The organism is Nostoc sp. DedQUE04 (genome assembly GCF_034530995.1).
In the GTDB taxonomy this organism is placed as follows: domain Bacteria; phylum Cyanobacteriota; class Cyanobacteriia; order Cyanobacteriales; family Nostocaceae; genus Nostoc.
Genome location: NZ_JAVRCA010000079.1, coordinates 1 through 25,821, shown reverse-complemented (window position 1 = coordinate 25,821; position 25,821 = coordinate 1). Strand labels below are relative to the sequence as shown.

At 42.7% G+C, this 25,821-nt stretch carries 23 protein-coding genes; 13 read left to right on the top strand and 10 right to left on the bottom strand.

The window, feature by feature from the left end:
* Window positions 1–20: 20 nt before the first annotated feature.
* Entirely contained in the window at window positions 21–578 is a 558-nt protein-coding gene (accB, locus tag RM049_RS34155; protein WP_322673854.1) for an acetyl-CoA carboxylase biotin carboxyl carrier protein, read from the bottom strand.
* Between the two features lie 109 nt (window positions 579–687).
* Complete coding sequence (gene efp / locus RM049_RS34150) at window positions 688–1,245, bottom strand: elongation factor P (protein ID WP_109012189.1); 558 nt, start codon at window positions 1,243–1,245, stop codon at window positions 688–690.
* 351 nt (window positions 1,246–1,596) lie between these two features.
* On the opposite strand from efp, the gene RM049_RS34145 reads away from it, so the two are divergent.
* Window positions 1,597–2,703: a peptidylprolyl isomerase gene (locus RM049_RS34145; protein WP_322707356.1), complete on the top strand. Its 1,107-nt coding sequence runs from the start codon at window positions 1,597–1,599 to the stop codon at window positions 2,701–2,703.
* 45 nt (window positions 2,704–2,748) lie between these two features.
* Here RM049_RS34145 and RM049_RS34140 read toward each other — a convergent pair whose 3' ends face one another.
* Window positions 2,749–3,336 (bottom strand): Uma2 family endonuclease, encoded by a 588-nt coding sequence (locus RM049_RS34140; RefSeq protein ID WP_322700997.1) that lies wholly within the window; start codon window positions 3,334–3,336, stop codon window positions 2,749–2,751.
* 89 nt (window positions 3,337–3,425) lie between these two features.
* Here RM049_RS34140 and thiL point away from each other — a divergent pair, with 89 nt between their 5' ends.
* The gene (gene thiL / locus RM049_RS34135) at window positions 3,426–4,448 is read left to right on the top strand and encodes a thiamine-phosphate kinase (protein ID WP_322707355.1); all 1,023 of its coding nucleotides are present in this window, start codon (window positions 3,426–3,428) and stop codon (window positions 4,446–4,448) included.
* Between the two features lie 79 nt (window positions 4,449–4,527).
* On the opposite strand, the gene RM049_RS34130 is transcribed toward thiL, so the two are convergent.
* Window positions 4,528–5,541, bottom strand: a complete 1,014-nt coding sequence (locus tag RM049_RS34130) for a type I glyceraldehyde-3-phosphate dehydrogenase (RefSeq protein WP_322673858.1) — start codon at window positions 5,539–5,541, stop codon at window positions 4,528–4,530.
* Window positions 5,542–5,658: 117 nt separating this feature from the next.
* Window positions 5,659–6,285, bottom strand: coding sequence for a nicotinate (nicotinamide) nucleotide adenylyltransferase (gene nadD, locus RM049_RS34125; protein ID WP_322707354.1), 627 nt, complete (start codon window positions 6,283–6,285; stop codon window positions 5,659–5,661).
* A gap of 403 nt (window positions 6,286–6,688) precedes the next feature.
* Between nadD and murC the strand changes: the two genes are divergently transcribed.
* The 4 genes from murC (at window position 6,689) to RM049_RS34105 (ending at window position 10,374) form a co-directional block, all read left to right on the top strand.
* Window positions 6,689–8,152, top strand: coding sequence for a UDP-N-acetylmuramate--L-alanine ligase (gene murC / locus RM049_RS34120; protein ID WP_322707353.1), 1,464 nt, complete (start codon window positions 6,689–6,691; stop codon window positions 8,150–8,152).
* A 124-nt stretch (window positions 8,153–8,276) separates the two neighbouring features.
* On the top strand, window positions 8,277–9,278 hold the full coding sequence (murB, locus tag RM049_RS34115) for a UDP-N-acetylmuramate dehydrogenase (RefSeq protein ID WP_322707352.1): 1,002 nt from the start codon (window positions 8,277–8,279) through the stop codon (window positions 9,276–9,278).
* Window positions 9,279–9,463: 185 nt separating this feature from the next.
* Entirely contained in the window at window positions 9,464–9,811 is a 348-nt protein-coding gene (locus RM049_RS34110) for a YbaB/EbfC family nucleoid-associated protein (RefSeq protein WP_322673862.1), read from the top strand.
* Window positions 9,812–9,894: 83 nt separating this feature from the next.
* On the top strand, window positions 9,895–10,374 hold the full coding sequence (locus tag RM049_RS34105) for a low molecular weight protein-tyrosine-phosphatase (protein WP_322707351.1): 480 nt from the start codon (window positions 9,895–9,897) through the stop codon (window positions 10,372–10,374).
* A 159-nt stretch (window positions 10,375–10,533) separates the two neighbouring features.
* Here RM049_RS34105 and RM049_RS34100 read toward each other — a convergent pair whose 3' ends face one another.
* A complete protein-coding gene (locus RM049_RS34100) occupies window positions 10,534–11,217 on the bottom strand; it encodes a response regulator transcription factor (protein WP_322673863.1) in 684 nt (227 codons plus the stop codon).
* A gap of 652 nt (window positions 11,218–11,869) precedes the next feature.
* On the opposite strand from RM049_RS34100, the gene smpB reads away from it, so the two are divergent.
* The gene (gene smpB, locus RM049_RS34095; RefSeq protein ID WP_094349892.1) at window positions 11,870–12,337 is read left to right on the top strand and encodes an SsrA-binding protein SmpB; all 468 of its coding nucleotides are present in this window, start codon (window positions 11,870–11,872) and stop codon (window positions 12,335–12,337) included.
* A gap of 182 nt (window positions 12,338–12,519) precedes the next feature.
* Entirely contained in the window at window positions 12,520–12,810 is a 291-nt protein-coding gene (locus RM049_RS34090) for a WGxxGxxG family protein (RefSeq protein ID WP_322673864.1), read from the top strand.
* A gap of 55 nt (window positions 12,811–12,865) precedes the next feature.
* On the opposite strand, the gene RM049_RS34085 is transcribed toward RM049_RS34090, so the two are convergent.
* On the bottom strand, window positions 12,866–14,287 hold the full coding sequence (locus RM049_RS34085; RefSeq protein ID WP_322707350.1) for an IctB family putative bicarbonate transporter: 1,422 nt from the start codon (window positions 14,285–14,287) through the stop codon (window positions 12,866–12,868).
* A gap of 329 nt (window positions 14,288–14,616) precedes the next feature.
* On the bottom strand, window positions 14,617–16,170 hold the full coding sequence (locus RM049_RS34080; RefSeq protein ID WP_322707349.1) for a GAF domain-containing sensor histidine kinase: 1,554 nt from the start codon (window positions 16,168–16,170) through the stop codon (window positions 14,617–14,619).
* A 726-nt stretch (window positions 16,171–16,896) separates the two neighbouring features.
* Here RM049_RS34080 and RM049_RS34075 point away from each other — a divergent pair.
* From RM049_RS34075 to RM049_RS34055, 5 genes are all read left to right on the top strand, one after another.
* A complete protein-coding gene (locus RM049_RS34075; RefSeq protein WP_322707348.1) occupies window positions 16,897–18,081 on the top strand; it encodes a DegT/DnrJ/EryC1/StrS aminotransferase family protein in 1,185 nt (394 codons plus the stop codon).
* 134 nt (window positions 18,082–18,215) lie between these two features.
* The gene (crtB, locus tag RM049_RS34070) at window positions 18,216–19,109 is read left to right on the top strand and encodes a cyanoexosortase B (RefSeq protein ID WP_322690795.1); all 894 of its coding nucleotides are present in this window, start codon (window positions 18,216–18,218) and stop codon (window positions 19,107–19,109) included.
* Window positions 19,110–19,318: 209 nt separating this feature from the next.
* Window positions 19,319–20,041, top strand: coding sequence for a cyanoexosortase B system-associated protein (locus RM049_RS34065; protein ID WP_322690794.1), 723 nt, complete (start codon window positions 19,319–19,321; stop codon window positions 20,039–20,041).
* Between the two features lie 232 nt (window positions 20,042–20,273).
* Complete coding sequence (locus tag RM049_RS34060) at window positions 20,274–21,632, top strand: polysaccharide biosynthesis/export family protein (protein ID WP_322707347.1); 1,359 nt, start codon at window positions 20,274–20,276, stop codon at window positions 21,630–21,632.
* 219 nt (window positions 21,633–21,851) lie between these two features.
* Complete coding sequence (locus tag RM049_RS34055; protein ID WP_322690792.1) at window positions 21,852–24,026, top strand: polysaccharide biosynthesis tyrosine autokinase; 2,175 nt, start codon at window positions 21,852–21,854, stop codon at window positions 24,024–24,026.
* A gap of 138 nt (window positions 24,027–24,164) precedes the next feature.
* Here the strand turns inward: RM049_RS34055 and RM049_RS34050 are convergent, their stop codons facing one another.
* Together RM049_RS34050 and RM049_RS34045 are read right to left on the bottom strand one after the other, a co-directional pair.
* A complete protein-coding gene (locus tag RM049_RS34050; protein WP_322707346.1) occupies window positions 24,165–24,836 on the bottom strand; it encodes a rhomboid family intramembrane serine protease in 672 nt (223 codons plus the stop codon).
* A gap of 126 nt (window positions 24,837–24,962) precedes the next feature.
* Window positions 24,963–25,682, bottom strand: a complete 720-nt coding sequence (locus RM049_RS34045) for a rhomboid family intramembrane serine protease (RefSeq protein WP_322673872.1) — start codon at window positions 25,680–25,682, stop codon at window positions 24,963–24,965.
* Window positions 25,683–25,821 lie beyond the last annotated feature (139 nt).

Here is a 25,821-nt window from a genome sequence, read left to right as displayed (position 1 = left end):
CATCATATATACATTAATACTTAATCAGGGTTAATTCGCATCAAAGGTTGACCATATTCTACAGCGTCGCCATTTTGGAGGAGAATTTCCATCACCTGTCCAGAGACTTCGGCTTCGATTTCATTCATCAGCTTCATGGCTTCAATGATACAGACTGTTTGACCCTTGCGGACGCGATCGCCCACTTCCACAAATGCCGCTTCCCCAGGCGCAGGAGCGCGATAAAACGTTCCTACCATTGGGGAAGGCACTTCTACTAATCTCTGGTCAATGGTTGAGGGAGAATTTACAGATAACTGCATTTGTGTGCTAGTTCCAGTATTCTCAAATACACGAGATGTGGACACCTCCGTTACCTGACTTCCGCTCATCTGGTTTCCCCCAGATGAACCTGATGTCAAGCCTGAACCTACCACACCGCCTAAAGTCCCTTGACCTACCGACAACATCTGATTGCTAATGCTCACAGCCTTACGGACTGTTAGCTCAAAATCATCGCTTTTGAGCGTGACTTCTGCAATATCTGTTTGTGCGATAGTTGCCAGAAGTTGGCGGATTTCATTAAAGTCCAATGGCACAGTTTTTATTACCTCGACCTATCCGTAAATGAGCATCTTAAGTGTGGCAGGGAATTAATCCCTATGTAGGGATTTAAATCGAGACTTGCATCTTTAGTAGAGATGAAAGTTATTCCCTGCTGATATATTTATCTTCCTGAGTATCAACCTTGATGCGTTCTCCTTGAGAAATAAACAAAGGAACCATCACAACTGCACCAGTTTCTAAAGTTGCTGGTTTTGAGCCACCTGTGGCAGTGTCACCTTTTAAACCTGGATCTGTTTGGACAATTTCCAGAACCACAGACTTAGGCAATTCGACTCCTAGCACCTGGTCGCCCCACTTAATAACTTCAGCTTCCATACCTTCCTTCAGGTACTTGACGCGATCGCCAATTTGTTCGCGGGTCAATCTGCCTTCTTCGTAGGTTTCCATATCCATAAAGACAAACTCATCGCCTTCTTTATAGGTATGTTGCATCGTACTTTTTTCTAGAGTAGCTTGCGGCACTGTTTCCCCTGCGCGGAACGTTTTTTCCATCACGCTCCCACTCTGGACATTTTTTAGCTTAGTTCGTACAAAGGCAGAACCTTTACCTGGCTTGACGTGTAAGAATTCAAGCACTCGCCATACAGACCCATCCAATACAATTGAAACACCGGGTCGAAAGTCGTTACTGGAGATCATGAAACTTTCAAATTTTGGAAGACAATCGGCATTTATTGTACCCTTCTAGGGTCGTCATTGGGCATTTGTCATTAGTCATTAATCATTTGTCATTAGTCATTAGTCATTTATCCTCCGCCCTTAACGTGGGAAGATTATTGATGGGTTACGTCCCAATACCGTTTGGTTAAGGAATATTCTTGGTTGAGGCAGGCAGGGGGGCAGAGGGAGAACAGAAGCAAGGGGAGAGAAGAATTACTAAAAACCCTCTTTCCTCAAGAGCCTCCCCTGCTTCCCCTGCCTCCCCTGCTTATCCGAACCGTATTGGGTTACGTCCAGTCAACATATTCAATGCTGCATTTGAGTTATCCCATGCTTAACTTATTAAAATCCTGGCTGAAGAACAGCCTAATGGCAATACTGCTGGTAACAATATTTTTAGGCATAACTACAGCTGGGTGGACTCCCTCCAGTAGCGCCGCACTGCCAGCCGGCAATGCAATTACCGACGGAAAGGCTTTGTTGCGGTATGCACTCCCGATAGATAACAAACCTGTGCAGCAACTACAAGGCAGCTTAGAGGACATCTCTGCCCAACTGCGGGCGAATCGGCGTTGGGGTGCTATTTCCAAAGACATCAGCCAAGCATCCCGCATTCTCGATAAACCTTCCCAAATCTTAACAAGCGTTCCCGCAGAACGCCAACCCCAAGCCGAAGCTTGGATTACCGAGTTGAAATCTGGGGTGGGTAAATTGCAAGAATTGGCGAACAGCAAAGATAAAGAACAAATACTGCAAGAGAGAAGCAAACTTTTGAATCTCGTGACTCAGCTAGAAGAGTCAATGGTGAAACAATTCCCCTTTGAAGTGCCTGCCCAGTACAGTAATCTGCCGCAACTTAAAGGTCGTGCCACTGTAGAAATTAAAACTAACAAAGGCGATTTGGCCCTTGTTGTAGACGGTTACAGCGCTCCTGTGACTGCTGGGAATTTTGTAGATTTGGTACAGAGGGGTTTTTATAATGGCTTAGAATTTACCCGTTCTGAAGAGTCTTACTTTCTGCAAACTGGAGATCCTGCTGGAAAAGATGTAGGTTTTATTGACCCAAAAACGGGCAAATATCGCGCTATTCCTTTAGAAATCTTAGTTAAAGGCGATAAAGCACCTACTTATGGCATTACTTTAGAAGAAGCTGGACGTTACGTTGATATGCCAGTTCTACCTTTTTCTGCCTTTGGTGCAGTAGTGATGGCTCGTCCCGAAAGTGAAGTAAATGGTGGTTCATCACAATTTTTCTTCTTTTTGTTTGAACCAGAACTCACCCCCGCCGGACGCAACCTATTGGATGGTCGTTATGCCGTTTTTGGCTATCTTACCGAAGGTAAAGAAGTTTTGGATAAACTGAAGGCTGGTGACAAAATTGAATCGGCAAAAGTGGTGCAGGGGATAGAAAATCTGGTTGAACCGCAAGCTGCATAAGAAGACACAGGGGGCAGGAGAAGAATAATTCTTGTACAGACGCGATTAATCGCGTCTCTCCTGATTCAGATTTGCGGCGGTGAATATCTGCTCAACTACGATCCTTAATTCTGGAAAAGTCCGCGATCCAATTTGCTGAGTAGCAGTAAAAACTGTTTCTTCGTAAAATCCATCTTCCAGTAGTAACACTGAAACTTTTGTTGCCAGTGGGTCTACAATCCAATATTCAGGAACCTCTAAGGCCGCATATTCAGATCGCTTATGGCGATAGTCCCGTTTAACCGATTCTGGACTAACCAGCTCAACAATTAATAACGGGGGTGACTCAAATACTGCTGAAGCATTCAACAATTCTCTAGCTTGCTCCAGTGTCACTACACACAGATCGGTCAACCTAGATTTATTTCTACCCGTTCTCACCCCACTTTCCCGAAAACACAGCCAAGTATAGTTACAACGTTTGATTTCTGCTTTCAAGGCAGTATCCAAAAAATCGACAATCAGAAAATGTTCAATAGTAGGTGGGTTCATTAGCTCTAGCTTGCCATCCACCAGTTCATAATGGAAACCGTTGCCATCATCATAGGTTAAGTACTCCTCAAATGTGATGCTGGTTACTGGTGTTGTTACCATTCCAACTGACTCCTAGACGATACCTTTATCTTAAACAGTAAAGTAAATCATCAGTTTTCTTCGTAATTTTGCAACACGGAAAACCGATTGTGAACAGTGAGTTATCTTCTCAACAAGTAAAAGACATTGGTGAACAAGGTCTTTTAGAAAGATTACAGCGTTTTTGTCCTCCAGAAATTATCGGCGATGATGCAGCAGTACTTGAGACTGCATCAGGGCAATCTTTGGTAGTGACTACAGATGTACTGGTTGATGGCGTGCATTTTAGCAACCTCACCACTTCCCCAGAAGATGCTGGTTGGCGAGCTGCTGCTGCAAATTTATCAGATTTAGCAGCAATGGGTGCTTCTCCATTGGGAATCACTATTGGGTTGGGACTACCCGGTGAACTTAGGGTGAGTTGGGTAGAACGCTTGTACCAGGGAATGACAGAATGCCTGCAAAAATACAATACCCCAATTGTTGGGGGTGATGTGGTGCGATCGCCTGTTACTACTCTGGCAATCACCGCTTTTGGTCAAGTTAACCCTAGTCAAATTATTCGCCGTTCTGCTGCTGTTGCCGGAGATGCGATCGTCGTTACAGGCGTTCATGGAGCCTCCCACGCTGGCTTAGAACTCCTCTTACATCCCGAATTAGGACAAAACCTCAAAGATGTAGAACGCACGGCTCTAATCCGCGCACATCAACGTCCACAACCACGATTAGATGTCTTACCAATCCTCTGGAAAATCTTAACTCCTAACTCCCAACTCTCCATTGCTGGTATGGATAGCAGCGATGGTTTGGCAGATGCGATTATCCAAATTTGCCGCGCGAGTGGCGTTGGCGCTGTTTTAGAACACAGACAAATTCCCCTAGCAAAAACTTTTAACCATTGGCTGACACCAGACCAAGCGCTAAGATATGCTCTATATGGTGGCGAAGACTTTGAATTAGTACTGTGCTTACCACAAGAATTAGCATCAGCCTTAGTGCAACATCTTGGAGAAGGTGCTGCGATCGCAGGCAGGATTACAGCCGGATCGACAGTAATATTGCACGACGAGCAAAAAAAATTCCCTGACCAAGTTCTGAATCTTAGCCAGGGATTTCAACATTTTAGTCAATAGTGCTTTGTCCTTTGTCCTTTGTCCTTTTTCTAATGACCAATGACCAATGACCAATGACTAATGACTAATGACAAATTAATTATTGCCACTTCTGGGCTACCAACTCTGCCAAATCCAAAACTCGTTGGCTGTAACCCCACTCGTTGTCATACCACGCCATAACTTTTACTAAGTCATTGCCCATAACCAAAGTCAAGCTGGAATCGACAATCGAAGAAGCGTCAGTGCCTTGATAATCAGAAGATACTAGTTCTAGTTCGCTGTAGTCCAAAATCCCTTTAAGTGGACCTTCGGCAGCATCCTTAAGAGCTTGGTTAACTTCTTCAGTAATAGTACGCTTCTCAACCTGAACTACGAAATCTACCATTGAGACGTTCGGGGTTGGTACGCGCAAGGCAACGCCATTTAGCTTGCCTTTGAGGTCTGGGATAACCAGCGCCACTGCTTTTGCTGCACCAGTAGAAGTGGGTACAATGTTTATCGCAGCGGCCCTCGCCCGTCGCAAATCCCGGTGAGAAGCGTCTAGCAAGCGCTGATCGCCTGTATAGCTGTGGGTGGTGGTCATCGTGCCTTTGATGATGCCGAACTTATCGTTCAACACCTTGGCGATTGGTGCCAAGCAGTTGGTAGTACAGCTAGCGTTACTGATAATGTGGTGTTTGTTGTGGTCATAGTCATGATGATTCACACCAACCACAAAAGTACCATCCTCGTTTTTACCAGGAGCGGTAATCAGAACTTTCTTGGCTCCAGCATTTACGTGCTTGAGCGCTCCTTCTTTGCTAGTAAATACCCCGGTTGCTTCGATAATTAGGTCAATTCCCCAATCTTTCCAGGGCAAGTTTTCGGGATTGCGATCGGACACGCACTTAATGGTCTTACCGTTAACGATGATAGAGTTATCATCGGCACTAATCTCAGCACCCTTGATCTTCCCTAGCATGGAGTCATACTTCAGCAGGTGAGCATTAGTTCTAGGGTCTGAAGTGTCATTAATAGCGACAAGATCGATTTTACTATTCTCTCTACCCACCCAGCAACGCGCAAAGTTACGTCCAATCCGCCCGAAACCGTTGATTGCAACTCTAATCACAGTGTCTTGCCCTCTGTATTAATGCTTATTATGTTGATATCGTTGACCCCAATCATATCGCAAAGGGGGGGGGCACTTTTAACCATAAAGTGTTAGATCAATAAAAAAACACATAATTTATTCAGATTTGTAAGAGTAGAGATTGTTGTTAGTGATATATGATCTGACCGATTCTGGGACTAAATAACGAATTGACTGGCGTTCGCGGCAAAATTTGCGAATTAGACTTGACGAAACTCCTACTAAAGGTATATTCAAGAGTTGCCAGTGAATGAGCAAAGACTGCTTTTTGAGTTGTTGCTCCACTTGCTTGCAGATTAATTTGCTTTGAGTTATAGTCTCACCACCTAGCTGTCGGGGTGCGATTAACCAATCACACATTTGTGCTAATTCGTGTCCCCGGTACCAACTGGGTAAGCTTTGGAAAGTATCCAAGCCCACAATCCAGTACCAATGAGTATTGGGGTAACAAGCAGATAAGTCAATTAGGGTGTTAATGGCATAAGAAGTCCCAGAGCGATTAGTTTCCACTAGTGAGACAGTAAATGCTGGGTTATCTTTGATGGCTAATTGCAGCATTTGCAGGCGATGCTCAAACAAAGCTGCTTCTTTGTGAGGAGGGTTTAGGGATGGCACCCAAATTACTTTTTCAAGGGATACTTGATGCAAAGCTGTCTCGGCTACGAGCAGGTGTCCCCAATGAATTGGATCGAATGTGCCACCAAAAATTGCTAGTTGCTGCATCCAGATAAGCCTGGGTTATATGCAATTGAAAAATAGTTTCATTACCAATGTACTATTGTACTCAATTCACGCCTAAACTTGATGCAATTTCAAATTAGTTTCACTAAACAATGTATTATGTAGCCAATTCCAGTAAGGTAGCCAAAAATATGTATTTGACATTACAAGAATTTCTTTCCCGATGCAGCCAAAATTTTCAGAATAATCTTAAGAACAGTTCCGAAATAGCAAAAACCTCCAACCAAGGTAAAATCATTCTCAACCAGGAAAGCCAGAGCAGAAACATCATTTGGGCATCAAATATGAACATGATACAGAAGTAGTTACGGTAAAAATCAAAATCCTGTTATGATACGCGTGTCATTTGTGATTATTGTGTGGTGTGGTGTAAAAGGAGTAATAAATGACTAATTCTGTAGATTTTAGTGGTAGACCATTTCATTTCATTGGCATCGGTGGCATAGGTATGTCTGCTCTGGCATACGTTCTTGCAAAGCGTCAATTTCCAGTATCAGGTTCGGATCTTCGTCCCAACCACATTACGCACAAATTGGAATCTATCGGTGCTCATATTTTTGGTAAACAAGAGGCAAGCAATCTCGAATTCTTTCAACCTCAGGTATTAGCTAATCCAGTAGTATTAAATTCACCAGAAGAATTACCTACTGTTACTAAGTCAAAACTGCCTCAAGTCATTTGTTCAACAGCAATTAACACTAATAATTTAGAATACAAAGCAGCGCTGGAATTAGGTTGTCCAGTTTTTCATCGTTCAGATGTCCTAGCAGCTTTAATTGCAGATTACTACAGTATTGCAGTGGCAGGAACACACGGCAAAACTACAACCAGTAGTATGATTGGCTATATGCTTCTGGAAGCAGGCCTAGATCCAACAATTTTAGTCGGTGGCGAAGTCAATGCATGGTCCGGCAATGCTCGATTGGGACACAGCCAATATTTGGTAGCCGAAGCAGATGAATCAGATGGTTCTTTAGTAAAACACGCTCCTGAAATTGGCATCATCACCAATATTGAACTCGATCATCCTGACCACTACGATACATTAGAAGAAGTTATTGACACCTTCCAGACATTTGCTAAGGGTTGTAAAACTTTAATAGGTAGCATTGACTGTGCGACAGTGCGCGATCGCTTGCAACCCACAATAACCTACAGCTTACACTCAGATACCAACGCTGATTACACCGTCACTAATATTGATTATCGTGCTGATGGTACCACGGCTTTGGTTTGGGAAAAAGGCAGAGCTTTGGGTGTGTTGACGTTGCGGTTGCTCAGTCGGCACAATCTCAGCAATGCTCTAGCCGCAGTAGCTGTTGGTCGCGTTTTGGGTTTAGAATTTGGAGCAATTGCCAAAGGTATCGCTACTTTTGAAGGAGCAAGACGACGCTTTGAGTTTCGAGGTGAAGTCAATGGTATTACCTTCATTGATGACTATGCTCACCACCCTAGCGAGCTTCGCGTTACTCTCGCCGCAGCACGTTTACAGGCAAGACCAGGGCAAAGAGTGGTTGCCATCTTCCAACCTCATCGCTATAGTCGTACACTGACCTTTTTAAATGAATTTGCCGAGTCATTTACTCATGCTGATTTGGTGGTGCTGACTGATATTTACAGTGCAGGCGAACCTAATTTAGGGCAAATTAGTGGTGAACGTCTAACGGCAGAGATTGCTAAACAGCATTCGCAGGTAGTTTATCAACCAACTTTACCCGCAGTGTGTGAGTACTTGCTACAAACACTACGCCCAGGAGACTTGGCGCTGTTTTTGGGGGCTGGAAATTTGAATCAGGTGATTCCGGAAGTAATTACGACACTTTGTGAGCCTGCTAAAGCCACATCCTAAGTCGAGACTTTGCGAAGTTTTATTTCTGAGCAAAGCGCTCCTCTCGCAACGGTTTCATCTGTGAACTCTATTACCGTATCTTTGCGGTAAATAAATGTAAAAATTTTACCAAAAAAAAGTAAAGATGACCATTTCCCAGGCAGCTGGAAACGTCTGCACAGTTTCTGCTTTGAATACAAAGAAACCCCAAATAATTAATTCGGTGGAGAGTGAAGTAATCTACTTACCCAATACTGATTGTGCGATCAAGTCCCAGGCTTCTTTGTCAGCGTTTACTTCCTATAGAGTTGGGGGAGCCGCTGATTTATACGTTGCCCCCCGAAACTTAGAAGCACTGCAAGCAAGTCTTAAATACGCCAAAGAACGCGATTTAAAGGTAACAACACTGGGAGCAGGTTCTAACTTGCTGGTGAGTGATGGTGGTATATCAGGCTTAGTCATTGCTACTCGTCATCTCCGCTTCAGCAACTTTGACCCTAAAACCGGTCAATTAACCGTTGCTGCCGGAGAATCAATTCCTAGCTTGGCATGGGCGGCAGCAGAGTTAGGGTGGCAAGGATTGGAGTGGGCTGTTGGTATCCCTGGAACAGCCGGAGGTGCAGTGGTAATGAATGCAGGGGCACATAATAGCTGTATCGCAGATATGTTAGTTAGTGCCGAGGTACTTTCACCCGATGGTACGCTGGAAACTCTAACCCCGGAACAGTTAGGTTATAGCTACCGGACTTCATTATTGCAAGGTGGCGATCGCATAGTCACCCAAGCCACCTTACAACTCGCGCCAGGTGCAGACCCAGCAAAAGTTGTGGCAATTACCAAAGAACACAAAAAGCATCGGTTAAGCACTCAACCATACAACTTTCCCAGTTGTGGTAGTGTGTTTCGCAATCCCAAACCTTACAGTGCTGGCTGGTTAATTGAACAAACTGGTCTCAAAGGCTACCAAATTGGTGGAGCACAAGTAGCATTACTACATGCTAATTTTATCGTTAATCGTGGTGGAGCAAAAGCTAGTGATATCTTCTGTCTCATTCGCCACATCCAACATCAAGTACAAGAACGTTGGTCTATTAATTTAGAGCCAGAAGTCAAAATGCTCGGAGAGTTTCAAGGTGCTTGTGGATAAAAATGGGGAATGGGGAATGGGGAGATGAGGGAGAAGAATTAATAACCAATGTCCTACTCCCTACTCTCTATTCCATACTCCCCACTCTATGACGCATTAATTATTGGTAAAAAAAGAGTCAAATTACTTACCGCATCTATAATTGAATTTGATTTGTTATTCAACGCATACGCGTACAAATAATTATGACAGGAAAAGGACAGGGATTCGGCTTTGGTTTAGGAAAAATGAAAGAATTAGCCGAAGCTTTTAAGAAAGCGCAGCAAGTTCAAGAAGGCGCAAAGCGACTCCAAGAAGAATTGGAGCAAATGGAGATTCAAGGAGAATCTGGCGGTGGTCTTGTAAGGGTGATTGTCAGTGGAAACCAAGAACCCAAGCGGGTAGAAATTTCTCCAGATGCTTTAGCAGAAGGTGCAGAAGTACTTTCCGATCTTGTAACAGTGGCAATGAAAGAAGCCTACAACAAGTCCACAGCAACAATGCGGGAACGCATGGAAGAATTAACCAGTGGGTTGGAGTTACCTGGATTTTAATCATTGGTCATTGGTCATTAGTCATTAGTCATTAGTCATTGGACAAAGGACAAATGACTATTGACAAATGACAAAGTATATCTATGCCTTACAAGTTGCTGTTTGTCTGCTTAGGTAATATCTGCCGATCGCCATCGGCAGAAAATATTATGAATCATCTAATTGAGCAGGCTGGCTTGAGCGAACATATCCTCTGTGACTCTGCTGGTACATCTAGCTATCACGTTGGTAGTCCACCTGACAGACGTATGAGTGCTGCGGCTGGTACTAAGTTGGGAATTAAACTGCGTGGTCGAGCACGCCAGTTTGAAAAGTCAGACTTTCAAGACTTTGATTTGATTTTGGCTATGGATCGAGAAAATTATGAGAACATCCTCACTCTCGATCGAACTAAGCAATATCAGCATAAAGTGTGTTTGATGTGCGAGTTTTGCTCTCGACACACTCTAAAGGAAGTTCCAGATCCCTATTACGGTGGTCAAGAGGGATTTAATCAGGTTATTGATTTACTGATCGATGCTTGTGAAGGTCTGCTGACAAAAGTTAAAAGTGAAGAGTTATGAGTTAGAAGTCAGGAGTTTTAATTCCTCACTCCTGTACAGACGCGACGCCAGTCGCTACAACGGGGAGGCAGCGCGGTCTTGGGGGTTCCCCCCATGAGCGACTGCCGTGGGAACCCCCGCAACGCGCTGGCTCATTAATCGCGTCTCTCCTCCTAACTTTTATTCCACCAAACCATGCTTCATCGCATAACGGACTAATTCCGCGCGGTTGCTGGTTGAGGTTTTTCTTAATAAACTGCTAACGTACTTTTCCACAGTTCGAGGACTCAGGTGTAACTGAAGACCCATATCGGCATTAGAAAGACCATGAGTTAATAACTCTAAGACTTCCTGTTCTCTATGAGTTAGGGATGAGTGCAGATGGGATTTCTGAATTTGAGTGGACAGAGAATTATGGGCATCCGTCGCTTTTATCGAGCCGGAGATGCCCAAACTGTCTTTATGAGAAAAACGATACTCTGATTGGATAATTTGCGATCGCTCCAAAAGATTGCGGATTGCTGCTGCTAACTCTTCCAGTTCAAAAGGTTTGGGTAAATATAAATCGCACCCTGACTGGTAGCCGAGAATTCTTTCTTGGGTCTTAATGCGTGCCGTTAATAAAATTACAGGCAATAAACGAAACACTGGTTGTTGACGCACCCGGCGCACCAGTTCATAGCCATTCATCCGTGGCATAACAATATCCGTGACAATCAAATCAGGATGATACTCATCCACCATAAACAAAGCCTCTTGACCGTCATTAGCCACGATCACTGAGTAGCCAGACAGTTCAAGATAGTCGCTAACAGACAGACGAGTGCCCAAATCATCATCCACTACAAGGATCGTCAAGGGCATGGATAATACACCCCTAGCATTTTTTTACTCAGAAATTTGCTTTTATGTACTCCGTTAATGAACACAGACAATAATAGTGTTCTTATGTTTCATACTATGACAGGATTACCAGCTAATGACTGCTCTCAGGGTTTATTTATAAAGGAAATCTTAAATCATTAGGAAGGTTAACGAAATGTAACCACCTTAGACTCCCTGTGCTTAGGAGGCATAGAGAGCTTTGTAATTTGTAACAACTCATCATTAGCGTCATACCAATTCTTTGTCAGGACTTATGCAAAAGAGAAGTGAAAATCTTGATTTTCTGTAGAGACAATTCATGTAAAGGCCAAGAAGCAAGTTACACGGAGTTTTTCCTAGAGAATCGGCTTACCACAAGGTATTGCCTTTACTTGATGTGTAAGTCTTATTTGTGAAACTGCACAAAATCAGGCTTAGTGAGACAAGTTGCTCAAGCAACTTGTTCTATGAAATCTTAGAGGTAATCGGTATCAGCTAACTTAAAATTGCCAGAAAACCTTAATTGTGAACTTATAAAAGCTAAATTAGTGATATACAGTTCACCATTTATAGCGGTTCTAAGATACACCGTATAATTCACAAGCCAATCCAAATAATTTTTTAGGTACATTTAAAGCACACAAAATTATCAATGAGCGACAAGAACGAAGGTTACAAAGTTATTTGCGACAACCGTCAAGCCCGTTATTTGTATGAAATTCTAGAAACTTACGAAGCTGGAATTGAGTTGACAGGAACAGAGGTAAAGTCGATTCGTGCGGGTAAAGTCAATCTCCAAGATGGCTATGCTTTGCTTCGCAATGGTGAAGCATGGTTGATCAATGTGCATATCTCGCCTTACAACGCTAGTGGACAATATTTTAATCATGAACCACGGCGTACACGCAAGCTTCTATTGCATCGTCAAGAACTCCGTAAGCTAATTGGCAAAGTTGAACAGCAGGGTTTAACTTTAATCCCTTTGAAAATGTATCTCAAACGAGGCTGGCTAAAAGTCAGTATAGCTCTTGGCAAAGGTAAAAAGCTCCACGATAAACGAGAAGACCTGAAACGACGCCAAGACCAGCGTGACATTCAACGGGCCATGAAAAGTTATTGAGGATTCAATGTTGCTAAACTACCACAGCAAGAATGAGAAACAGACTGCTGTGAAAACCATGCTGTATGTCTACAGCGTGAGTTATGAAAATGCCGAGTTTATAGCCGCAGATTGATTTTGTTAAAGTTAAGACTCGATACAGTGGTGAGTGACTTCAAATAGCATCAGGAACTTTCACAACTATGAAAAGTAATTTCATTACCGCTGTTGGCGCTGGCGTTCTCACCTTGAGTATGGGAATTTTACCTTTAACTTTATCTGCACAAGCTCAGACAACTAATGACACTGGAGCTAGTACTACTACTACTACTGCTCCAACAACGACTACTGACAATCGCAACGATTTTGATTGGGGTTGGCTAGGATTGCTTGGTTTACTCGGTCTAGGCGGGTTGGCTGGCAAAAAGAACGATCGCGAATCTGTAGCTTATCGCGACCCTAATGCTCCAAGTGCTACTACTTACAGAGATTAAACAATTCAAAAGTTGTCAGTTGTCCGGTAAGAAAACAACTGACAATTTATTTATGTTAATTTATTGCTGGATCTGAGTTAGTTGTATTTGTCTGGTTTTGAGCTAAAGGTGTCCAGTAGCTGGCAATTAAGGCAACGATCAGCCACCAGAGGGTATTTACTTCAGGACGATACCAGACAGTATCTACGGTGCCATGAGCTAGCATACCCAACAAAATAGCGATCGCCCCAATTAACCAAAATCCCTCTACACTTCTGATTTGTCGCAATCGTTGCACTTGTAAAAATGCGGTATTAAATGTGACAATTAACAGCCAGAGAAAACAAGCTAAACCAACAAAGCCAGTTTCTACAGTCACTTCAAATAATATCGAATAGGCGCTCAAAGCAGTGTAACGAGGGCGTTGGTAAAGGGGATAAACTTTATTAAAAGAGTTGTGACCAGGCCCAATGCCGAAAATCGGGCGATCGCGAATCATTTCAAATACAGCATCCCACACATTTCGGCGAAAATTATTACTGCTATCCTTACGGTCGGCAAAAATACTAAACACTCGCAGCCGCACCGGCTCTACAAATATCACTGCTAGAACCAATACGCCGATCAAACCTCCTAAAACAATCGGTATTGACCAAGTACGCCAAAAACGAGGCATTTCCACGCTTTTCCAAAAAACTAGCAATGCCATCACAGCTAAAACTGCTACCACTAGTCCAATCCAACCACCACGACTAAAAGTCAGAATTAGGCAAGAACTATTGACAATTAGCATAGTTAATGCAAGGGCTTTTTTAGGCCAGCTTTGCCATGCAAAAATTGCCACTAAGCTAAAAATTACTGCTGGTAATAGATATCCAGCCAATAAGTTGGGATTGCCTAAATAACTGTAGACTCTTGTAGTCTTAGACATAGGAGATTCTGGATCGACCCAAGTTGCCAATGCTGTGGCTCCAAAAAACCATTGCCGCAACCCGTATACACTAACAATTAACGATACGTGCAGATAAAGGATGATAATCCAAGAACGGAGGCGAGGCGACCTTAAGACCCTGGCACAAAGGGTAAATAGTAGCAAATACAAGGTCAAGGTTCCCAAATCGTTAAGTGCCGCCTTTTTCACTGGTGATAATGCTGTAGCGACTGCGGCAACTCCCCAGTAGAGCAATACCAGTAAGTGAATGGGAGTGACTGACGACGAGACATTTGCTGGTGTTACTTCATCAGATATAGTCAACAACAGCCAAAATCCGACACAAGCCACCAGCAAAAAACCCACCAATGTACTCGAAGCAAAAGGTGCTAGAGCATATATTAAGCTGAGTAAAGCCGCTGCGATCGCATCTCCCCATTGAAGCAAGACGCTAGTTTGCCGCCAAGAACTTAGCAATCCCACCAGAGAGCGGTGTACATAACTGGTAGCAAGATATTCTTTGAGCGGTAAAGTTGATAGAGTAAATCGTTGCCAGACTAAATTCATAAAAAACATTGCGATCGATTAGCCTGCCGACGCAGAACTTGGAATCGATCATAATGCCTATAGCTATAAAAAGGTAATAACAGAAATTGCACATCACGCGATAGCGCTCTTATTCCTAGCCATCAGCCAATAGAAAGTTAAGAATAGTTCTTCATATACTGAGTACAGCTTGATGTAAAATAGTGGCGAATTGAGGGTTGAAATTAAAAGGCATAGGTAAGCGCAGAAGCACACAGAGAATTAATCAAATCTAAATAGAAAATACGTCTTTCCCAATCTCCATTACCCCTTATCCCCAGAGGGGGGCCCACCTTCTTCAATCCCCACAATTAGACATCGCTAATTGCTTGTGAGGAAGTCGCTAGTTGCAGTGGCAAAGAAAGCACATAACGATATCCTGATTCTGGTGAACCTTGAATCAAAATATGTCCACCGTGCAATTCTGCCAGTTGACAACTTAGTAATAGGCCTAAACTTTCACGAGAAAGACTTCCATGTGATTTAGCTAAATTTATACCTGAACTATTAGCAAAGAAGTTTGAGTGGGAATCACTCAAGTTTTTGGAATTTTCCACTGCTACTGATGAAGTATCTAGTTGTTCTTGTCTTTCTGTATGAGTATTGTAAGTTGCGATCTCACCTGTAAGCTCCAGCAGCGACAAAGAATTGAGACGGAAGTAAGGATCGACCTCTGTTATGCCATCCCCTAACCAGGGATGAGAAACCCAAATAGTAATGTTGAGCGTATCTTCTTTATAAGAAACATGAATGCGAACAATGCTACCTGTAGCCGAAAGTTGAATCACACTGAAAACCAGATGATAAAGCATTTGCCGCACCTTGTCTTTATCTAAAGGCCAAATGCGATTGCGGCCTGGTTCTATAGACAGGCGAATATCTTGCTCGCGGCGATTAGCTACTTCTTCTAGGGTATTGATAGCTTGTTGGCATAGCATTTCAATATCCACGGGAGCTAGATTTAGTACAGTTGAGTTTTCGTCCATCGCTCCTAGTTCGGTAATTTCGTTTACTAAGGAAAGTAAGTACCGACCACTGTGTTGGATAATTTCCAAATATTCTCTCTGCTTAGTCGTCAAAGGCCCATAAATCTCACGTCCTAAAACACTAGCCATACCGAGTACAGACGTTAGGGGCGTGCGTAATTCCTGAGTTAGCTGACTCAAAAGTTCTAGCTTCAGTTGCTTAGTAGAAACAGAGTCGTTATCTTGAGCGGATGCAGTGATTTTAATATCAGTGTTACGTTCCTCATTCAGTGAAAATATCGGAACGTTCTTGGCAGCGGTTGATTCGAGTTTCCCTTGCAGGAGTCTATTACGTTCAAATTCACTCATACTCCAACGAGCAATGATTTGTAAAAACTCAATATCTCGGGTTGTAAAATTGCGCGGGACTAAATCCATCACCGCTAATGCACCTAAACAATGTCCCTCAGCATCAATTAATGGCGCTCCTAAGTAAGCACGAATACCATAATCTTGCACTAACTTGCTGCCAGCAAGTACTGGATCGGTAAGTTTATGCGTATCATTAATTACAAATACTTGAAAGCTGTCTACTACCTGAGTGCAAAATGATTCCCGGCGTAGTAGTTGGCGGCTTTGTGCCAAATGATTCATTAGTCCTAGTCTAGATAAGCCTATCGCCGATTTGAACCAATGGCGTTCTTGATCCACAAATCCCAATATCGAAATTGGTGCTTCCAAAAAGTGGGCAGCAGTCTGTGTGGCTTCTTCAAAAACCGGAATCGTTTCTGGTTGCCGCAAACCTAAATCGGACAAAGCTTTGAGGCGTTGCTGTTCTCTTGATTCATGAGAATCCCAACCATCCTTTAGGGCAAATAATTTGTTTTCAGGCTCTATCATTGCCACTGCTACCTTAATAATTTCTCTATCGTGTTAATTGATCCAAGTCCTATTTCTAGGTTATCAATTGCTATTTTTAAGCATTCCCTAATTTTGCCTCTGACAAACAAATTTAGGGCAAAAATTTTTTCTCCCTTGCATTAAGCCAAGATGTGGTGTCTGCTAGTTACTAGTTACTGGTGCTGAATGTTCTTTATTTAGCACTGATGTAGTCTTTATCGCTTGAGATTTTCCAATCAGACTGCGTTAGATTTGAATTCAGCCAGGGTAAGCTAATGCTAAGGATACAATACAAAGGGGCTATCATTCTTTATCTATATAAGGGAAAATTTTGACTGGAATATTCAAGGTAAATTTACTTAAAAAAATAGATGTTGATGTAATAAAATATAGACATTTTACTGATAACAACTAGCACCCAGAGATGATAATCCTAGTGCAAGATGACCTAAATAGGCTAACCATATCCCTACGGATTAGCAAACTACCAAATTATTGAAAAGCCCAGTTTCTGAACTTTTTGAATTTTGAGAGAAGTCCGATGGCAACTTCGGGCACTCAAATTAAGAGGGCGTGATTTTGAAAACCATAACCGACTAAATAATCGATCTAAGCCTTTATCCAAATAGATTAAATCTACGACAATTTCATGCCGAAAATTGTACAAGGTTTTCTATTTTTTCCATGTGAAGAAACATTTTTTGAGGACGACTGATAATGAATAAAATGACTATTAGAGTTCCTTTTGTAGACCTAAAGTTACAACATGAACCAATTCAAACGCAATTGCAAGATGCAATCCAATCTGTATTGGAACGGGGAGATTTTATTTTAGGACAAGCACTTTCAGATTTTGAAGCAGCATTTGCGGCAGTATCTGGTACGGCTTATGGAGTTGGTGTGGCATCAGGAACAGATGCGATCGCTCTGGGATTACAAGCGTGTAATATTGGTGCTGGCGATGAAGTGATTTTACCCGCAAATACTTTTGTCGCCACCTTAATTGGGGTGCTACGTGCTGGCGCCAAGCCAATTTTGGTAGATTGCGATCGCCAAACTGCTTTAATTGATTTAGAAGCCGCAGTAAAGGCAATTACGCCTCAGACTAAAGCAATTATCCCTGTGCATCTCTATGGTCAGATGGTATCACCACGCGATCTAGTGAACTTTGCTGATACCTACAAACTACTAATTTTTGAAGATGCCGCCCAAGCACATCTGGCCCAAAGAGACGGATATTACGCTGGTTCAATAGGAATAGCAGCAGCTTTTAGTTTCTATCCCAGCAAAAATTTGGGAGCATTTGGGGATGGGGGAATGCTGCTGACACGAGATTCAGATGTAGCCCAGAAGATGGTACGCTTGCGAAATTATGGTGCATCGCAAAAGTATTTTCATACTGAACCAGGTACGAATAGCCGCTTGGATACTTTGCAAGCAGCAATTTTGCACAAAAAACTTCCATATTTGCCGCAGTGGAATCGCGATCGCCTAAATATTGCCCAGCAGTATGATAATGAACTAGCACCTTTGGCAACTGCTGGGATTATCCCTATAGAAAATCAAAGTGATACAGGACACGTTTATCATCTTTATGTGATTAAAGTAGATGATTCATGCCCAATAGAACGCCAGCAACTCCAGGAAAAACTCACAGCAGCGGGGATTCAAACTGGTATTCACTACCCAATTCCTTGTCATCTTCAGCCAGCATTCACCAACTTAGGCTATCAACTGGGAGATTTTCCCCAAGCAGAAAAGTTGTCAAAGCAAATATTATCATTACCGATGTATCCTGGTTTAAGTAGTAGCCAAGTCAAAGAAGTTGTAGCAGCGATCGCCAATGCAGTCTCAACAAGTTATCAGGCAGATAATCTATCTACTGCCGACCTGGGCAGCGTGGTAGCCTGAAGTTAATTCATACTTAATTTGTTCTTTGTCCTTTGTCCTTTGTCATTTGTCTTTTCTCATTTATCCTTTGCAAATGACCAATGACTAATGACCAATGACTAATGACCAATGACCAATGACTAATACTGAAAATCATGGCACTCCAGCAACAGGTTAAAAATATAAACGCATCAGGCTTGTTAAATATAGCTATTTTAGGCGTTTTGCTGCTGCTTTATGCTCCAATATTGCTACACTGGTTGGATGGTTGGCTGCACAAAAATATCAGTACAGAACACGAATATTTCAGCCACGGAATTATTGGTCTACCATTTGCGGCTTATCTGGGTTGGATGAACCGGAAAAAGTGGAAACGTTTGCCAGATACGATCAATCCTTTGGGCGCTGTTTTATTGTTATTAGGGGCAATTTTTTATCTTAGCGGTGTTACAGAGTGGGTTAACCTTTCTTTGCCCGTGATATTAATCGGATTATGCCTGTGGTTTAAGGGAATAGCAGGTTTGCGATTACAAGGATTCCCTCTACTACTAGTATTTTTAGCAACCCCAACAGCATTACCTTATCTCATTGCTCCCTATACTTTGCCTCTCCAAAGCTTCATCGCTGGCACAGCAGGCTTCATACTAAATCAATTTGGGATGGAAGTAACCGTAGATGAGATCAATCTTTACGTGGGAGGACGGATTGTAGAAGTTGCTCCCTATTGTGCAGGGCTGAAAATGTTGTTTACGACTCTCTACGTGGGCTTGATGCTGCTTTATTGGACAGATGCTTTGTCTTCACGGCGGACAACTATATCGTTTTTATCTCTTGCTGCGATCGTTAGTGTTACTGCCAACATCATTCGTAATACTTTACTGACTTTCTTTCACGGCACGGGTCAAGAAGCGGCTTTTAAATGGCTGCATGAAGGTTGGGGTGGCGATCTCTACTCTGCTTGTATGTTGGTGTCACTAGTGCCCTTACTGAATTGGATTAATACCTATTTTTCAGCATCTCTAGAAACTGAGCAAGAGGCAGAAACTTAGAACTATTGGGCATTGGGCATTGGGCATTGGGCATTGGGCATTGGCACAGGAGCAGAGGGGAAAATTTTCTGCAACTTCTCCCCTGTTCTTCACTCTCCCCTCCTAACTCTTTTAATCTTTCATCATTTATACGTAAGTCCTAAATATTACTGAACTCACAATGTGATTTTATAAAGTAAGATTTTGCCTAAGTATTGCAAATTTTACTGATGATTTCCTTCTCTAAATTTTTCAAGGAAAACCAATTGACTCAGGTAGCAGCACTTTTATTATTGCTACTGCTGCTAGCAATGGCGGGGGTTCCCGGATATCTGACAGGACACTGGCAATGGAAACAGCCGCCCCCTGTTCCTACCCTCCACGAATTAAAACAGATTCGCAAGACTGGGTTAACCCTTCCTGGTTGGCAAACCATTGAACAAGCAGAACAGCAAATTGGTGAACATAATTGGTCTTTGCAGGTAGTTAAAAAAGAAGGTTCCGAATCCCAGGCAATCCTGCTTTTATTGCCACAAAATGGGCCTATGGATCAACCAGAGGTAGAGTGGACAGATGTTAACGGCTGGGGAAGGTCACGCTGGGGAAAGTGGGATATAGCTCAATCTCGTTCTGCCAAATTTACTGTGAAACCATCTGCAAAGTTGGCTTCTAATGTCGAAACTAAAGTAGAAGCTAGATTCTTTCGCGCCTCCACACCACAGCAAACCTTCGCTGTTTTGCAATGGTATGCGATGCCAGACGGGGGAAATCCATCACCTTTTCACTGGTTCTTGGCAGATCAACTAGCACAATGGCGCAAGCAACGCACTCCTTGGGTTGGCGTGAGCATTCTGATTCCAATGGAACCTTTGGGGCAGGTAGAAACATCTTGGTCTTTAGCTCAGTCTATTGGGGAAACAGTTCAAGCTGCATTAATGGCAGGCCCTTTGTAGGGTCTGTTTTGATGCCCTTGCGCAGAGATTTATCAAGAGTATCTCTATAAATTGTGTTCAGGCTGAAACTCATCTAAAATGATGTTAACAACATCAAGTTAGAAATTAAATTTAGCAAAATTATTCTCTTTTTCTTGGTAAATACTTGTAGGTAAAAGAGACATTGAAGGCATTTTTAGAGTAAAATAACCACTCGGCGCGACTAATTTCTATCTAAATATTTTCTGCACCAATGTTCATAGATGCTAGTTATTATATGCGTGGATTCAGCGCCTTGTGTTTTGTCAGTCTTCAAGTAGGAGTTTTCTTAACAACACCTATCCAACTTGTTGTCGCCCAGCCTTTTCCATCTCAAGGACAATCACCAAACCTATTCCCCTCGCCTGTGCCAGTTAATGAAGTTGCACCTAGTGGTGTAAATGAAGAAATTTCTCCGCAACTCAGTCGCTACCTCTTGGGGCCAGGAGATGCAATTGGTGTTGTGCTTCAGCGTCCTCCCGGCCCGTACCGCTTAGGCATAGGGGATGGAATTAGCGTTTCGGTTCAGCGCTTTCCAGATTTAAGCTTTCAAGCTTTAATCAACCCAGAAGGTAATATTGCGGTGCCGTTATTGGGAACAGTTTCTTTACAAGGTTTAACCCTAGAAGAAGCTCAAGAAAAAATTCGCTTGGGTTTAAATCGTTATGTCGTCGATCCAATCATAGTTTTAGCCTTAGTAACGCAGCGTCCAGACCTCAGTTTTCAGGCTGTAATTAGTCCAGAAGGCAACATCATCGTGCCACAAGTGGGAACGGTGTCATTAAAAGGTTTAACTCTAGAAGAAGCTCAAGAAAAAATTCGCCTGGGCTTGAGTCGCTTTTTCCCAGATCCAATCGTGGTAGTATCCTTGGCAGGAACGCGACCAGTTCAAGTTACCATTAGTGGGGAAATATTTCGACCAGGAATTTATCCAATTAATTCACCAACACCTCGTGTTGCTGATGCTTTGCTAGTATCTGGTGGTTCAACGTTGAATGCAGACCTGCGACAAGTGCAAGTACGCCGAAAGTTAATCGATGGTTCTGTGATTTCACAAACGATTGATTTATACGTAGCACTGCAAAATGGCGGTTCAATCCCGAATTTACGCTTACAAGACGGAGATGCGATACTCGTACCCCGTCGTGAAGTTGGTAGTGAGGATGGTTATGACCGCAATTTAGTAGCACGTTCATCCTTGGCTACACCACAGATTAGAGTCCGAGTTTTAAATTACGCTGCGGGTGGTCTTTCCATTCAAGCACTGCCTAACGGTAGTACATTTGTAGATGCTTTGGGAGGTGTAAATCTAGACACTGCTAATCTAAGAGATATCGCTTTGGTTCGCTTTGATTCGGAACGAGGCAAAGCTGTTACCCAAAAACTTGATGCTAAAAAAGCTCTAGGCGGTGATGCGTCGCAAAATGTAGCACTTCAAGATAACGATGTTATTGTTGTTGGTCGGAACCTCATTGGTAGAATTACTAATTTCTTGACCACCATTACCCAACCTTTCTTCAATGTTCAATCTTTTCTCCGGTTTTTTGACAACATCGGTGGTGGCTCGAATTAGTAACATTAAAGAAGGATACAACCTAGAAATAGTTTGGAGTGTAAAAAACCACATCTCTAACTGAATATTTGAATTTATTAATGGAAAAGTCTTAAAGATATCAACCGATATATACAGTAGGAAGTTGATAGCATACTTGTATCAAAGCCACTATCTTTGTTTGGTGCTTCCTAAATTTTGAATTTTGTATTTTAAATTTTGAATTGGAGCGAAGCGACCATGACCCCACCAATTGTTAAACGCTATCTGATTGCTTTTGATAAATATAAATGGATTGGACTAGCTAGTTTTGGTTTAGTTGTTGCTGGCTCAACTGTGGTAGCTATGCAACCAGAGCCACCTACTAGCTATATAGCATCTGGGGCACTTACTTATAGTGGGCCACCAGTTTCTTTCTCTGCAACTGGTAATGAAATCCAACAGCAAGGGAAGGAACTAAATGAGGAAGTTTTACTATCAAACCAGATAATTGCAGGTGTGGCTGAGAAAGTCGGTGTCAAACCGAAACAACTCGGTGCAAGTCTTGCTCTTGCTCTACCTAAAAAAAATGCTAAGAGTGGAGAATTAGAATCTTCTACCTTTGAACTTAAATATGTAGATAGTGACGCCAAACGAGGCATACAAGTATTGACAGAATTGATGCAAGCAATGATCAAGTTGAGCAGTGACATCAATACTGGGCGCTTACAAGCAATTATTCAAAAGATTAACGATCGCACACCACAAGCTAAACGGGAATTGCAAATTGCTGAAAAGAAGCTGGAACAGTACGATCGCGTCGAGCGAACAGCAATCTTAGCCGCAGAGAATGGCAGCTTATTAAGCGCCATTACTGCCAGCCAAAATCTCCAACGGCAAATTCAATTAACTATTTCTGGGGTTGATGGTCAAGTTCGCAGTTTACAAAATAAGTTAGGCTTAACAGTCGGACAAGCTTATGTTTCTTCTGCTTTGAGTGCCGATCCAATTATTGGGAACTTACGAGCGCAAATTTATCAAAGTGAATCGCAAATCGCTGTACTTAGAAAAGATTTGCGGCCGGAACATCCAACGATGGTGCAGTTAATGCGTCAGAAACAAGCTGCTGAGGAATTACTCCAACAACGTGCTGCTGAAGTTTTAGGTGGTGGTGGAACGGCGGCTCCGCTTCAGGGTAGCGTTGCAGGTATTCGCACTCAAAGCAGCTTAGATCCAACACGCCAGCAATTGGCAAACCAAATGGTGTCTTTACAAACCCAACGGGAGACACTACAACAACAACTAGCTCAAGAAATCCAACTAGAAGCGCGGCTCCGGCGAGAGTATGCTCTGATACCCAATAAGCAATTAGAGCGATCGCGTTTAGAACAGGAGGTTGGACTCAAAAAAGCCATCTATGACCAAATGCAGGTGAAGCTAACCGATGCGAAAACCGCAGAGGCAGAAACTACTAGCAGCCTCAGTATTGCCAGACGCCCCGCAGTCACTGTCGATCCCAAACCTCCGAAGAGTGTGCCTATTACCCTGGCTGTGGGTGGTTTCTTAGGTGTATTGATTGGTGGCGGAGTGATATTTTTGTTGGGAGCGCTGGAAGGGACTTTCAAAACCAGGGAGGATATTCGCGAGAGCCTCAAGCAACGAGAAGTGGCACTGTTGGGAGAATTGCCTTTAATGCCAGTTGATGATTTGGAGCCAGATGCAGTACCGGTAGTATTTTCCCAAGATTCTCCTTATTTAGAATTTTATGAGAAATTCCGTAGTAATATGCGCCGGATTGGTGGTAAAAACTTAAAGGTAGTATTGATTACTAGCACCAGTAGCCTAGAGGGGAAAACGGCAAGTGCTTATAATTTGGGTGTTGCTTCCGCTCGTGCTGGTAAAAGAACCTTAATTATCGAAACAGATTTGCGATCGCCTTCCCGTTGTACATCTTTAAAAGTAATTCCTGACCCTGAAGCCACTATTGAACCCCTACGTTATTACGCTAATTTGAGTGAATGTATTCGTTTAGTTCCTGATGTAGAAAATTTATACATTCTTCCCAGCCCAGGCCCAGTACGGCAATCCGCTGCTATTCTTGAATCCAGCGAAATGCGGCGGCTGATAGAAGATGTCCGCGAACGGTTTGATTTAGTCATTTTAGATACTAGTCCCCTCAGCATATCCAATGACCCATTGTTAATTCAACCCTACAGCGATGGGATCGTACTGGTGGCGCGACCAAACTATACGCAAGAGAATATGCTCGGTGAAGCTATCGATCAATTGGTTGAATCTGAACTAGGGTTATTGGGAGCAATTATCAATGGTGCTGATATCATCGTTTCTGTACCTGAAGAAGTTGCAAAATCACCAACATTTACATCTGAGGTAGAACAGTCAGAAGAAGTTTCCGCGAGTGCCAACAAAAACTAATAGTTTCAAATGTGTAAATTTTAACGCAGACTATCGCATTGGCGTTGGCGTTCGCTTTAGCGTCTCTGAAAGAGAATCGTCTCGCAGAGAATTGAAAGGTAACAATTTTTGTGCTACGAGTTTCAGCAAATGCTGTATTTAGTCGCGTCGAAACAAGCCAAATAAGGGAGCAAGAATTACCCCAAATACAAAACCACCGATGTGCGCCCAATAGGCAACTCCACCAGTTTCCACGCTCATGTTAGCGGCTGTTTGCAGGGTAGCAAGACCGGAAATTACATTTTGCACAATGAAAAGTCCAATTATTACTAGTGCTGGGACTCTGATTGTGGTGATGAAAAACCCCAAAAATATTAAAGTCATGACTTGAGCGTGGGGAAAGCGGATAATGTACGCACCTAGAATCCCAGAAATTGCACCACTTGCCCCCAAAGAAGGAATCTCAGAATTCATCCCAATAAACCATTGGCACAAGGCAGCTAAAGCACCACACGCCAAATAAAAAATCAGATATTTGGCATGACCCAATCGATCTTCAATATTGTTGCCAAAAACCCAGAGAAACACCATATTTGAGATTAAGTGCCACCAACCACCATGTAAAAATTGCGACGTAAATAACGTTATCCACTCTCCATTCAAATTGGTGGTTAACTCTTGAGGTACTACTGCATACTCACTTAAAAACTGACTCAATTGTGCATGTGACAGGCTCACCTCGTGAATAAAAACTAAAACATTCATGCCAATTAACCCATAGGTGAAATACGGGGTAATTCGCGTCGGATTTTCATCGTAAAGGGGAAACACAGGTGTTTTTCCTAAATTATTGACTAACTGCAATATAGCTTGTAAGGCTAGCAGTTGCGAAGGTTAAACAATTTCACCTATTTAATCAATCAGCATAATTGAGGGTAAAAACGATACTATTAAAAATTACTTGTACCAAGATTCTTCCTGGGATTTATCACTAAATAAACCCAACAGTGGGCCGAGAATTGCCCCGAAGATAAACCCGCCGGCATGGGCCCAGTAGGCAATACCGCCACTTTCCATACCGATGTTAGTACGTGCTTCGAGGCTAGTAAGTCCGTAAAAGGCTTGTTCGAGAAACCAGAATCCTAAAAAGAAATATGCGGGGACACGGAAAGTTGGGAAGAAAAACCCTAAAGGTACAACCCCAAGGACTTCGGCGTTGGGAAAGCGGAGAATGTATGCACCCATAACACCTGCGATCGCACCACTTGCACCCAAAGAAGGAATGCTAGAATCTTGAGCGAAGAACCACTGGGTCAAAGATGCCAAAACACCGCAAGATAAATAAAACAGTAAATATTTGGCATGACCTAACTTATCTTCAACGTTGTTGCCAAAAATCCAGAGAAACAACATATTGCCAGCTAAGTGTAAGAAACCACCGTGCAAAAATTGTGAGGTAATTAAAGTTGCCCACTCTGGTACTGGTTGATGTACAGAGATACCCGCAAAACTTAAAGTCAGTTCTCGTGGAACTACAGCCGCAAGGCGTAAAAATCCATTTAATGCTTGTGGGGGAAGATTTGCTTCATAAAGAAAAGCGAGGACATTGACAGCAATCAACCCATAAGTTACATAAGGGGTGATTTTTGTCGGATTATTATCTCTAATGGGAACCACGAGCGTTTTTTCCTGATTTTAAGACAGCAATTCTACAATACGGAATTTTGTAAGTAGTTTCTTCTGCCTCGTGGATAGATATCAGTGTGATTTGAAACAAAAAATGAGATTTTAACTCATGATATGCTTCAGAAATGAG